A 12,135-nucleotide genomic window follows, 5' to 3' on the forward strand; every position below is an offset into this window, starting at 1 on the left:
GCGGCCAGAGGCGCGCAGGGGCTGACGCGTATTTGTTATCTTCATTGCTTTCCGTGAAGCAGGCGGGCTTCCGCACGCTGATCGCGCGGCGGCAGCAAACGCTATAGCTATTATCGACGTAAATTGAGCAATACGCCAATAAATACCCCGACGGCGGCGGCGGCGCCCACGCTGTGCCACGGTTTATTGCGCACGTAGGTATCGGCGCAGCCCAGCGCATCACATGCTGCCTGGCGCGCATCCAGCGCCGCCTGCTGCACCCGGTTGTGGCCATTAATGCGGGCGCGGGTCTCTTTTAACAGCGACTGCGCTTTGGCACGCGCCGCTTCCGCTTCCTCTTTCGCGTCACTGCCCCACGATTTCAGCACCTCTTCCAGCGTGTCCGCTAATTGGCTGACATCGTTATGAATATCTTCGGCGTTATCGTCAAAATTGTTGCGGTTCACATGGTTAGCCATCGTTATCTCCCTTAATTCCATCGAGTGAGTAAGTGTAGGACAAGATTTTGAATTATGCTTACTGCTGTGGTTTCTGGAATATTCCGAAAGCACTGCCCTTAATGAATAAGGTAAGGTCAATGTGCGGTAAAAGATAACGAGGAATCAGTATGTATTTAAGACCCGATGAGGTGGCGCGTGTTCTTGAAAAAGCCGGCTTCACCATGGATGTTGTGACGCAAAAAGCGTACGGCTATCGCCGCGGCGATAATTATGTTTATGTGAACCGCGAAGCGCGCATGGGGCGAACAGCGTTAGTTATTCATCCGGCGTTAAAAGAGCGCAGCAATATGCTGGCTGAACCGGCTTCAGATATCAAAACCTGCGACCATTATGAACAGTTTCCGCTGTATTTAGCCGGGGATGCGCAGCAGCATTATGGAATTCCGCACGGATTTAGCTCACGCATGGCGCTTGAGCGTTTTCTGAATGGGCTATTTGGCGAAGCTAAGCCGGCCATGTCGACGAATTAATTCGCTGGATAAAGGCCCGGGCGAAATCGGCTGGCGGGAGGAAGCGACTGGCAGAGCCAGTCGCTGTTAACGTGTCGGTCAGGCTTTTGCCTGCTGGTAGGGAGCCACGCGGAACAGGCGGCGGCAATAGTCGAGGAAGTAGCCGTAAGCGGCGCCCATCATCATCGATACCGCCAGGTTCGAGCTCACCGCAGCGACAATCTGGTGCCAGTCCGCACCCACGCTCCACAGAATGGCGACATATACCGGCGACTGAAAGGTCACGTAGGCCAGCACGTCGGCCATATTTTTCATCCAGCCGGCCGGAGTGATGCGCCGGGCCTGACGCATGGCGAAATCGCGATAAATCCCGTAAGGAACAGCAATAATAATGTTGACCGGGATCGCCACCAGACGCGACGATAACGACTGCTCAAACGTCATACCAGAGAGAAAAATTTCGATCATCATGTTGACGACGGTGCAGTAAACCACCATCGCAAAGGTGTCTGCAACCGCGTGCCGCAAGCGGGAGTGCGCAGAGAACATCGGAGTGCTCCTCGAAAATGAAGTCAAGAACGCCGAAAAATGCGCGTTGGTATAGCGTTTTTGGGCTGTCTGTTTTGATGTGCGTAGAGTATATCTCTGCATTAAAAGTGGCAACTAGCTATAAATTTTTATTTATTGCCTTTTTGTCGATAAAATACTCTGCGACGGTTGGTTTTCTGCCCGTTACGCTACTTTTATTGCTTATTTTGTTAAATGTGTTTTATTTCATATGGTTATGTTGTTTTTTGCCGTGATGTTTGACCCACGATTCGGCGTCTGAGCACTCGCCGTGGCGCAAAATCGCGTTAGCCTGTGATGAGTGTCTCGTTTAGATGTTTTTATGCCATTATTCCGGTTTTTGTGGTGGAAAATTCTAAAATGCCGAGTGGCGTTTTATTCTGAATGGCCGAGTAACTATTCATTAGGTTGGGCTGAGAGGGCCAGCGCATCCGCCGACGATAAGAGGATAAGCCGCTGACCATAAAGGTAATATCGCCTGCTGAATATATTTTCCTATCTCACTATCCGCCGCTTTTATTTATTCATGGTCTCGTTGGCCCGCGCTGGCGAAAAAGAATCGGGGATTTTCCGATATAGGGCAGGCGGAAGAGATTTACTCTCTGCATAATATATTTATCTGGACAACCGCAGGCTGGAAATAAATAAACGTTTCTATTACACTTGCCGCGTTGTGTCTTTTAATTTGCTATTTGGAATTTTTTAATTTTATGTCTTCAATGTTACACAAACTGAATAATATCCGTTCACTGCGCGCGCTGTCCCGTGAATTCTCCATTGACGTGCTTGAAGAGATGCTGGAAAAGCTCAGGATCGTCACTGAAGAAATACGTACGCAACAGCAGCTGGCGGCACAGCAGCAAGCGGAATATCAGGAAAAAGTGAATACCTGGCTTGAGCTGATGCGCGCCGACGGTATTTCTCCTGACGAGCTGGTGGCCGATATTCAGCCGCCGATGGCGGGCGGTAAAAAGCGGAAACCGCGCCCGGCGAAATATCGTTATACCGATCATACCGGCGCCGAGAAAACCTGGACCGGCCAGGGAAGAATGCCGAAGCCGATTGCCCTGGCGGTCGCCGAGGGGAAATCGCTGGACAGCTTTTTAATTTAAAACCGATTCGGCCAGCGCCACGACGGCGGGGAAGACCCACCGCCCGGCCTGGCCTTATGACCTGCAGCGAGGGAGCTTCAGCAGACGCCGAAGTCTCCCTCTTCCTGATATCGCGTCACCTCGTCTGACTTCAGCATATAGCGTTCTCCCTGCTCCTGAGCGGCCTGAACCACCACCAGATCCTCGCCCTGCACTTCGATCACTTTCAGTTTTGGCCCGCCCGCACGCGGTTGCACCAGATCGCCGACAGAAAACATCATTCACTCCTCACTGTTAATACTACGTATGAACCTAAACCATAGCTCAACGCCCGTTCACTGAACACCGGGTGTGCTGTTTTTTGTTAAAACAATTTGGAGGTATATGTATTAGAGTTGTTAATGTTTTGCTGGCGCCATACCGCTGCTGAGAAGGGGGGACGGCGAGGGTAGGGTTACCACCAATCAGGTCAGGAAAGACACCATGAAGTATATCATTCTGTTGATCATTGTTATTGCTGTACTGTATGTCCATTACCGCGGACGGGTGCGCTATCGTTTCTGGCGACAGCTCTCCGACCATTCCACATTTACCGCGCCGCTGAATGGATTTATGTATTTATTTTCCCGCGTACCGAATACGCCTTATCTGCGCCCGGAGATGTTTCCCGAGCTGGCGATATTGCAGCAGAACTGGCTGGTTATTCGCGAAGAAGGGATCCGCCTCCAGCAACTGGAGCAGATTAAAGCGGCCGATAAATATAATGACGCCGGATTTAACTCATTTTTTAAAACCGGCTGGAAACGCTTTTATCTGAAATGGTATGAGGATGCCCATCCTTCCGCCAGCCAGCTTTGTCCGCAAACTACCGCGCTGCTGCGGGATATCCCGTCGGTAAAAGCGGCTATGTTTGCCACCCTGCCGGACGGCAGCCGTCTGCCGCGCCATCGCGACCCCTACGCCGGTTCCCTGCGCTTTCATCTTGGCCTGGCGACGCCGAACGATGACCGCTGCTTTATCGAGGTGGATGGTCAGCGCTACAGCTGGCGCGACGGGGAAGGCGTGCTGTTTGACGAGACCTATATCCACTATGCAGAAAATACCAGCGGTGAGAATCGACTGATTCTGTTCTGCGATATTGAACGGCCGATGCGCTACCGCTGGGCGCAGAAGGTCAACCACTGGCTGGGGCGCTATCTGATGAGCGCCGCCTCGGCGCCCAACGACGCCAGCGATCGCACCGGCGGAATTAACCGGGCATTTCGCTATATCTACCAGATCCGTATTGTCGGCAAGCGGCTGAAAAAATGGAATAAGACGGTCTATTACATCGTCAAATGGCTGCTTTTCGGCGGCATTGCCTGGCTTATCTGGAGTGCGTTTTAACTCCCCTGGCGCCGGTTCCACGGCATGATCGCCAGCAGGCGCGCCATGCCGCAAAAGCCGGTCACCCCGGCGAAAGTGAGCCCGGCGCCGACCGCGCCGCTGAGCAGGAAAAAGCCGCCGTTCACGGTATAGCCCAGCAGCACCCCCAGTAAAATCAGAACGCCAGCGGCAATTTGCACCTGACGCATCAGCGGCAGCGGTTGCGATTTATCTTCCTCAACCGGGAGCCCCGCGGCTTTCCACGCCTGAATCCCACCCGCCAGCAGGCTGACCTGCGCCGGCGCGGCAGCGGCGGCCAGACGAATGGCGTTATTCTGCGTCCGGGAGCCGGCCTGGCAGTGGAAGATCACGCGCTCGCCGGCCCGGGCGTTTAGGGTCGCGCCGCCGTTCAGGGTGGCGAGCGGCACCAGCTCGGCATCGGGAATATGTTCGCGCGCGTATTCATCCGCATCGCGGATATCTATCAGTCTCGCGCCCTGGGCAATCTGCGCCCGGGCTTCGGCAGGGGTTAAGGTGGCGATGGTCATAGGCTCCTCACGGGCAATAGAGCGTTTTCAGCGTGTTGATCACCTGCTGTACTGCAGGATGGGTGATGAAATAGTGAATACGCTGAGCGTCGCGTTCGCTGTCGATCAGCCCCTCGTCACGCATCCGCGCGAGATGCTGCGAGGTGGCGGAAGGGCTCAGGCCGGTGGCGCGGGCGAGTTCACCGGCGCTGGCCCGCGGCGCGTCGCACAGCATGCACAGGATCAGCAATCGGTGAGGATTGCTCATCGCTTTCATTAGCGTGGCGGCTTCTCCGGCGCGGGCCTGCAGATCTTCAGGTGTGGTCATGTATTTTAGCTTTTTCTAAATTTAGATAACTCTAAAATAAAAAGACCGCCAGCGCCAGCACATTTTCCCGTGACTCAGGCCGGAACGGCGAGATCGGCTATCTGCGCACGGGCGCTGGCGATCCCGGCGTCGCGACCGTGCGGGCGGTTATCCAGCCCTTCGGCATAGATAAACTCCACCTCATGGATCCCCATCAGCCCCAGCACCGCGCGCAGATAGGGGGTGACGGCGTCGGTGCTTTCGCCCTGGTGAATACCGCCGCGGCTGCTGACGACCACCGCCCGGACGCCCTCGACCAGCCCCTGCGGCCAGCTGTCGGTGTAGCGAAAGGTTTCCCGCGCCCGCGCCACGAGGTCGAACCATTTCTTCAGGTCGGTCGGGACGTTGAGGTTATACATCGGGGCGCCGATCACCAGCAGGTCGCTGGCTTTTAACTCGGCGATAAGCTGGTCAGAGAGCGCAACCGCCGCGCGGATGGCCGGCTGCGGATCCGCCGCCCCGCGCAGGGCGGCGAACAGCGCGCCATCCAGCGTCGGCAGCGCCATGGCGCTGAGATCGTGTTCGCGGATCCGATCGGGGTGACCCGCCGCCTGGCGCGCCGCGAGAAATTCGTTAATCAGCTGATTGGTCAGGGATGTTTCGCCATTAATGCTGGATTTTAATACCAGAACGTTAGCCATGGTAAGTGCCTCAGGTAAAGGGTAGAGGCAGAGACTAACACTGTCTTTTTTCTCTCTGGAGTGACATTATTTTCCGCTATTGTATCCCATAAGGAACCAATCTGTGCGCGACGATCTGAACGCGATCCCGGTGTTTGTCACGGTGGTCGAGAGCGGTAACTTTGCCAGCGCGGCGACGATCCTCCACGTCACGCGATCGGCGGTGGGGAAAACCATTGCCCGGCTGGAGGCGCGTCTCGGCGTGGCGCTATTCCAGCGCACCACCCGCAGGCAACTGCTGACGGAAGAGGGAGAGCAATTTTATCACCAGTGTCGGGAGGCGCTGGGTCGCATTCGCGAGGCCGAAGAAGCGCTGCAGCGCGGCAAAGGCGAGGTGCAGGGACGGCTGCGGATTTCGCTGCCGGTGCTGTTTGGCCAGCGCTGCGTGGCGCCGCTGCTGTTCCGCCTGAGTCAGCGCTATCCACTGCTGAAGCTCGAGCTCCACTACAGCGACCGGCAGGTCAATTTGCTGGAAGAGGGGTTTGATCTCGCGGTGCGTATCGGGAGCCTGGCCGATACCGGGTCGCTACGGGCGCGGGCGCTGGGGGAGCATGGCATGGTGCTGTGCGCGGCGGCGGAGTACCTGCGCCGCCAGCCGGCGCCGCAGACCATCGCCGGGCTGAGCGAGCACCGCACCCTCGGCTATCTGCATAACGGTCAGCTGCAAAAATGGCAACTTTACGACCCGCAGCAGGGCGAAGTGCGCTTCACCCCGGAGGCGTGGCTGGTGCAGGATGACTTTGCCGCCATCGCCGCCGCGGCGCAGCAGGGAATGGGCATCGCCTGGCTGCCGGACTGGCTGGTGGCGCAGGCGCTCGCCGACGGGACGCTGCAGCAGGTTCTGGCGCCCAGCGACCGTGTGCGTTTCGCTATCCACGCGGTGTGGCCGGAAGGGCCGTGGCTGCCGCAAAAAACGCAGGTGGCGATCGATGCCCTGCGGGAAGGACTGCGCCTTGCTAAAAGCACACCGCCCAGCGCTTAAGGGTATCTTAAGGCGTCTGGGCGATAATGACAGAAAGATGACGACTGAGAGCTATCGCCATGAACGCCCTGGAAACCCTGAATCAATCTGTTTTTTTCGCGCTTAACGCGCAGCCTGGCGCCGCGGATGGCCTGCTGTCGCTGGCCAGTTTTTGCGCCAATGGCATTGTGTTTATGATGCCGACGATCGCGCTCGGCCTGTGGTTTCTCGGTGGCCGTGAGGGACATCGTCAGGCGCTGTTTATGACCCTGGCCGTGATCATTTCCCTCGGGCTGGGGATGGTGTGCGGGACGCTCTGGTTCCATCCGCGGCCGTTTATGATCCCCCTCGGCCATACCTGGATAAGCCATCCGGCGGATAACAGCTTTCCCAGCGATCACGGTACGGTAATGTTCAGTGCTGCGTTTGCGCTGCTGTCGCTGCGCCTGCGGGCGCTTGGCCTGCTGATGCTGCTGGCCGCGCTGCCGGTGGCCTGGTCGCGGATCTATCTTGGGGTGCATTTTCCGCTGGATATGGTGGGCGCGGCCCTGGTCGCCGTCGGTGGGGTCATCGTGGCGAAGCGAGTCTGGCAGGCGGTCGGCCCACGACTGGTGCTGCTGTGCGAGGCCGTCAGCCGGCGGATGTTCTCCTGGCTGCCGGCGCGCTTTACGCCATAGTCTCAGCGGCGTGGCCGTCCGGCACGGGCGGCGCGACGGTATAACGTGCTGCGGGCGATGCCCAACATCTGCGCCGCCCGGCTGACGTTGCCGTTGACTCTGGCGAGGGTATCGACAATCAACTGCTCGTCATGGGCCTGCAATCCCCCGCGCGGCAGCGGCGCAGGCGCGGTGCGATATGTCTCCGGCAGCGCATCGGGCGTTAATGTGTCGCCCTCATCGGCGAGGGCCAGCATCACCTTCAGGACGCTCTGCAGCTGGCGTACGTTTCCCGGCCACGGCAGCTGGCTGAGGTGGGTCAGCAGCGCGGTGGACAGCGTCACCCGGCGCGAAGCGCCGCCCAGGTCGCGCCACAGGGTGGCGATAAAGGTTTCCAGCGCTGGCCACTCGCGCAGCGGAGGCAGCGCCAGGGCATACTCCCGCAGGCGCCACAGTAGATCTTCGCGGAATTCGCCGGCACTGACCCGCTGGGTCAGGTTGCGGTGCGTGGCGCAGATCAAGGCGAAGTTCACCGGCACGCTGCGGCTGGCGCCCAGCGGGGCAACCTCTTTCTCCTGCAGTACCCGCAGAAGGCGGGTCTGCAGCGCCAGCGGCATATCGCCGATCTCATCAAGAAACAGCACCCCGCCCTCGGCTTCGCGGATTTTGCCGATATAGCCATTTTTACTGGCGCCGGTAAACGCCCCCGGCTGGTAGCCGAAAAGCTCGGACTCGATCAGCGATTCCGGGATGGCGGCGCAGTTAATGGCGACGAATTTACCGCTGCGCCAGCGGCTGTGCTGGTGCAGCGTGCGGCTGACATACTCTTTGCCGCTGCCGGTTTCCCCCTCAATACAGAGCGCGATGCCGGCGTTAAGCAGCCGGAGCAGCTTTTCGCCTTCCCGCGGGCTGGTGAAGGGGAGCTGCATGGCCGGCGGGGCGCTCACCGCCACCCGGCGACGGGTGGGCTCGCGCAGGCGATAGTGATAGCGACCCTGCGGGGTGGTCAGCGGCAGGGGAACGCTGACCGCCGTTTGCGTCAGCGTCGGAAAGAGCGACGCAAAGGTGAGCTGGCCAAACTGCGCCGCGCTCAGGCCGAACTCGCGCATCGCCAGCCGGTTGCCGGCGGTGAGGACGTTATCGGAAAAGACCAGCAGCAGCTCCTCGACGCTGTCGAGCTTGTCCACCTGCCGGTGCAGGCTCATCAGCCACTGCTCAGGATGCAGGCTCTGCTTCACCCACAGATACTCAATCTGCTTTGCCGCTGCTTTCACCCAGCCAAAGGTATGCTGGTGGGGAAAATCCGCCGGGCCGGAGATATCCAGCACGCCGGCGATACTTCCGTCCGGCCGCTGGAGCGGCATCGCCGCGCAGTACAGATTCTGGTTGCGGGTGAGAAAGTGCTGACGGCCATCGATTTCGCAGCCGTCGTCAATCGCCAGCGCGGTGCCGATGGCGTTGGTCCCACGCCCGCTTTCGCTCCACAGATTGCCCGGCGCCAGCGCCACGCGCTGCGCCTTTTGCATCGCCTGGGTATCGCCGACGGTGTGCAGCACCAGACCGCCGGGGTCGGAGAGGATCACCACCGACTGCAGGTCCGCCACCTGGCGCGACAGGGCTTCCACCACCGGCTGCGCCAGCTGCTGCAGGCTGCGGTGGCTGGCGAGTCGATCCGCCAGCTCGCCGGCGTCGAGGCGGGGAAAATCCTCGGTAGCGGGATCCAGACCGTAGCGCTGGCAGCGAGACCATGAATCGCTCAGCAGGGGATTGGCGTTAACCTCTGGTGCGAGAAGAAAGGGATTGCCTGGCACAGGGCACCTCTGGGTCGATGTTGCTGTGTTGCAATATTGTAGCTATTTGGTTTATTTGGTGTTGCGATTTGCAACACATAAGTGGAAACCCGTGCAACAGTGGCTGACCATCTGCCCAGTTAGTGAAGGCAACCTATTAATAAATAAAAAGATTTAAAGTAAATAAAAAACTGGCATAACCCCTGCAAAGTGAGAAGCGTTCGGCGGCAAGTTTAAAAAATCAATATGCCGCTGCGTCTCAACCCTACAGAAGGAGATTTGCGATGCGTTATGCACACCCTGGCCAGCCCGGCGCCCTGGTTTCATTTAAATCCGCTTACGGCAACTTTATTGACGGTAAATTTGTCGAGCCGCTGAGCGGTGAATTCTTTATGAATACCTCCCCGGTAGACGGCAGCAACATTGCGCAGTTTCCCCGGTCGGATGCCAGAGACATTGACTTCGCCCTCGACGCCGCCCACCGTGCGGCGCCGGCGTGGGGCAAAACCTCAGTGCAGCAGCGCTCCCGGCTGCTGCTGCAGGTCGCCGATCGTATTGAACAGCATCTGGAATATCTGGCGGTGGCGGAGAGCTGGGATAACGGAAAACCGATCCGCGAAACGCTGAATGCCGACCTGCCGCTGGCGGTGGATCACTTTCGCTACTTCGCCGGCTGCCTGCGCGCCCAGGAGGGAAGCACTGCCGAAATTGACGAAACCACGGTGGCCTACCATTTCCATGAACCGCTGGGGGTGGTCGGTCAGATTATCCCGTGGAACTTCCCGCTGCTGATGGCCGCGTGGAAGCTGGCCCCGGCCCTGGCGGCGGGTAACTGCGTGGTGCTCAAGCCGGCGGAACAGACGCCGCTGAGTATTACCCTGCTGCTGGAGCTGATCGGCGATCTGTTCCCGGCGGGGGTGCTGAACGTGGTGCAGGGCTTCGGCAAAGAGGCGGGCGAGGCGCTGGCCACCAGCAAGCGTATCGCCAAGCTGGCGTTTACCGGCTCCACGCCGGTCGGGCGACATATTCTCGCCTGCGCGGCGGAGAATATTATCCCCTGCACCGTCGAGCTGGGGGGCAAATCGCCCAATATCTACTTCGCCGATGTGATGGAGGGAGAAGAGGAGTTTATTGAGAAGGCGGTGGAGGGGCTGGTGCTCGGCTTCTTCAACCAGGGTGAGGTCTGTACCTGCCCGTCGCGGGCGCTGATCCATGAATCCATCTATGAGCCCTTTATGGCGCGGGTCATGGAGAAGGTGGCGCAGATCCGCCGCGGCGATCCGTTAGATACCGACACCATGATCGGTGCCCAGGCTTCCCGCCAGCAGTTTGACAAGATCCTCTCCTATATTCAGATTGCCCGGGAAGAGGGCGGCCAAATCCTCACCGGCGGCGAGCGGGCGGCTATCGCGCCGGCGCTGGATAATGGTTTTTATATTCAGCCCACGCTAATTAAAGGCCGCAACGATATGCGCTCCTTCCAGGAGGAGATCTTTGGGCCGGTGATCGGGGTGACCACCTTTAAAGACGAAGCGGAAGCGCTGGCTATCGCCAATGAGACCCAGTTTGGCCTCGGCGCTGGGGTGTGGACGCGCGATACCAACCTCGCCTATCGCATGGGCCGCGGCATAAAAGCGGGTCGCGTATGGACCAACTGCTATCATGTCTATCCGGCGCATGCGGCGTTCGGCGGCTATAAACAGTCCGGCGTCGGCCGGGAAACGCACAAGATGGCGCTGGATGCCTATCAGCAAACCAAAAACCTGCTGGTGAGCTACGGCACCGCGCCGCTGGGCCTGTTCTGAAGCCCATCTTATTTCTGATTGATCCCCAGTCCGCAATCCGTTCGGGTTGCGGATTTTTTTTGCGTCAAAATAACCCTGTGAGAGGGAGTGGTTACGGTGGCGGATAACGGCAATACATTTAGGTTAATGAAGTAATAGCTTTCATTTGAAAATAAAAATACTTCCAGAACAAGAAATTACAGCGCGGATCGGGAGCGCTTTGCCCTAATTTGTGTAGAAATGATGAAGATTAATACCAGGAAAATTCCTAATTTTTTCGTGGCGCCGGGTTTGAGCACAATAAAACAAGACGCTTTTTTGAGCAATTACCTTTAAATTTGTTAATAAAATTGGCGTGTTGTTGTTGAGAAGTATTTAATTTTCTTTTGTATAGATATGTAAATTAACATCGAAATGCCATTTCAAAAAATAACTTTATGGCGAGTATAGTCATTAACCTGTATGTAACATTTCATCAGGTTGCCTTTTTTTACATCGGGTAATATATTTATTTTGCACATCAAAATAACTCTTTTTCTTCTGCTTGTTATTCATGGCCACCTTTCGGCGAAATAAAGCGGAGTCAAAGGACGTGTGCCGATTATCCTGCGGAAGGAACGTAATGAACATTTACAGGGAGGAACGGACGAGCCGTTTCGCGATAGCCATGGGGCTATTGTCGATGACGGGAAAATATATTCGTTAACGATGAGATAAATAATGAAAACGCAACTTCGTATTATGGCAATTCTCATGGGAGCGTTGGTTTCTGGCGCTGCAATTTCTGTTACTACGCCAACCATTAACGTTAACCCAGGCTCCAAAGCGGGTACCCAGGGTACCGGCGGACAGGTTATCTTCAATGGATCAATCACCGACAGCTCCTGCAATATCGACAGCGCATCCACCAGCCAGACGGTGGATCTGGGCAAATGGGCCAGCACCTATTTTACCAGCACAGGTTTTGAAACCACCAAAACCCCTTTCCATATCAGTGTGAAAGATTGCCCCGCCAGCGTAAAAAATGTTGCAGTGCTGTTTGACGGCGCGCGCGATCAGTCGGATAACACGCTGCTGGCGACCACCGGCGGCGCCGCTGGCGTGGCGATCAAGCTGTATGAAGATGACAAGTCTACGGCGGTCAGCCTCGGCAAAGCGTCTCAAGCCAAAAATGTCGTTGCGGGCGCGACTGCCGGCACCGGCACTGCCGACCTCAAGTTTTTCGCCGACTATATCTCCACCGGTGCGGTGACGGCAGGCGATGCCAACGGTACGGCTAATTTCAATATGATTTATAACTAATCATATTGCGCGCTATTCAGAGTCAGTCCACTGCGTCCTGATTAATTGCAGATAGCTAAAGTGATAATTGTCATAAAGTCACGGACTATATTCGTG

The 12,135-nt window shown here is 57.2% G+C and carries 13 protein-coding genes and 1 pseudogene; 7 read left to right on the plus strand and 7 right to left on the minus strand.

The genetic code is table 11. The annotated features are described in order from the left end of the window. Positions 1–110: 110 nt before the first annotated feature. A complete protein-coding gene (locus ACLH1I_RS13680; protein ID WP_004205716.1) occupies positions 111–458 on the minus strand; it encodes a DUF883 family protein in 348 nt (115 codons plus the stop codon). Positions 459–607: 149 nt separating this feature from the next. On the opposite strand from ACLH1I_RS13680, the gene ACLH1I_RS13685 reads away from it, so the two are divergent. Beyond that, positions 608–970, plus strand: coding sequence for a DUF2002 family protein (locus ACLH1I_RS13685; RefSeq protein ID WP_004205718.1), 363 nt, complete (start codon positions 608–610; stop codon positions 968–970). Between the two features lie 78 nt (positions 971–1,048). On the opposite strand, the gene alaE is transcribed toward ACLH1I_RS13685, so the two are convergent. Continuing rightward, positions 1,049–1,498 carry an L-alanine exporter AlaE gene (gene alaE / locus ACLH1I_RS13690; protein ID WP_004205719.1) on the minus strand — a complete coding sequence of 150 codons (450 nt, stop codon included), beginning with the start codon at positions 1,496–1,498 and terminating at the stop codon, positions 1,049–1,051. A gap of 728 nt (positions 1,499–2,226) precedes the next feature. Here alaE and stpA point away from each other — a divergent pair. Further along, positions 2,227–2,628, plus strand: coding sequence for a DNA-binding protein StpA (stpA, locus tag ACLH1I_RS13695; RefSeq protein WP_004205720.1), 402 nt, complete (start codon positions 2,227–2,229; stop codon positions 2,626–2,628). Between the two features lie 77 nt (positions 2,629–2,705). On the opposite strand, the gene ACLH1I_RS13700 is transcribed toward stpA, so the two are convergent. Continuing rightward, positions 2,706–2,885, minus strand: coding sequence for a hypothetical protein (locus tag ACLH1I_RS13700; RefSeq protein WP_151385196.1), 180 nt, complete (start codon positions 2,883–2,885; stop codon positions 2,706–2,708). A gap of 205 nt (positions 2,886–3,090) precedes the next feature. On the opposite strand from ACLH1I_RS13700, the gene lpxO reads away from it, so the two are divergent. Continuing rightward, entirely contained in the window at positions 3,091–3,993 is a 903-nt protein-coding gene (gene lpxO, locus ACLH1I_RS13705) for a lipid A hydroxylase LpxO (protein WP_004205722.1), read from the plus strand. Here lpxO and ACLH1I_RS13710 read toward each other — a convergent pair. The 3 genes and pseudogenes from ACLH1I_RS13710 to ACLH1I_RS13720 all read right to left on the minus strand — a co-directional run bounded on the left by ACLH1I_RS13710 (position 3,974) and on the right by ACLH1I_RS13720 (position 5,507). Next, positions 3,974–4,520, minus strand: a pseudogene (locus ACLH1I_RS13710) (rhodanese family protein). The gene lpxO and the pseudogene ACLH1I_RS13710 overlap by 20 nt on opposite strands. A 7-nt stretch (positions 4,521–4,527) precedes the next feature. Continuing rightward, on the minus strand, positions 4,528–4,827 hold the full coding sequence (locus ACLH1I_RS13715; protein WP_049115872.1) for an ArsR/SmtB family transcription factor: 300 nt from the start codon (positions 4,825–4,827) through the stop codon (positions 4,528–4,530). A gap of 74 nt (positions 4,828–4,901) precedes the next feature. Further along, positions 4,902–5,507: an FMN-dependent NADH-azoreductase gene (locus tag ACLH1I_RS13720; protein WP_004205724.1), complete on the minus strand. Its 606-nt coding sequence runs from the start codon at positions 5,505–5,507 to the stop codon at positions 4,902–4,904. Between the two features lie 103 nt (positions 5,508–5,610). On the opposite strand from ACLH1I_RS13720, the gene ACLH1I_RS13725 reads away from it, so the two are divergent. Next, complete coding sequence (locus tag ACLH1I_RS13725; RefSeq protein WP_151385348.1) at positions 5,611–6,528, plus strand: LysR family transcriptional regulator; 918 nt, start codon at positions 5,611–5,613, stop codon at positions 6,526–6,528. 59 nt (positions 6,529–6,587) lie between these two features. Next, positions 6,588–7,184, plus strand: coding sequence for an undecaprenyl-diphosphatase (locus ACLH1I_RS13730; RefSeq protein ID WP_004205726.1), 597 nt, complete (start codon positions 6,588–6,590; stop codon positions 7,182–7,184). A gap of 2 nt (positions 7,185–7,186) precedes the next feature. Here the strand turns inward: ACLH1I_RS13730 and ACLH1I_RS13735 are convergent, their stop codons facing one another. Next, positions 7,187–8,974 (minus strand): sigma-54-dependent Fis family transcriptional regulator, encoded by a 1,788-nt coding sequence (locus ACLH1I_RS13735; RefSeq protein ID WP_004205727.1) that lies wholly within the window; start codon positions 8,972–8,974, stop codon positions 7,187–7,189. Between the two features lie 263 nt (positions 8,975–9,237). On the opposite strand from ACLH1I_RS13735, the gene ACLH1I_RS13740 reads away from it, so the two are divergent. Beyond that, complete coding sequence (locus ACLH1I_RS13740; protein WP_004205728.1) at positions 9,238–10,758, plus strand: aldehyde dehydrogenase family protein; 1,521 nt, start codon at positions 9,238–9,240, stop codon at positions 10,756–10,758. Between the two features lie 699 nt (positions 10,759–11,457). Further along, entirely contained in the window at positions 11,458–12,039 is a 582-nt protein-coding gene (locus ACLH1I_RS13745) for a fimbrial protein (RefSeq protein WP_048334308.1), read from the plus strand. The last annotated feature ends 96 nt before the right edge of the window (positions 12,040–12,135 follow it).

The organism is Klebsiella sp. 1SOBk10mer (genome assembly GCF_046602535.1).
Taxonomy (GTDB): Bacteria; Pseudomonadota; Gammaproteobacteria; order Enterobacterales; family Enterobacteriaceae; genus Klebsiella; species Klebsiella quasipneumoniae.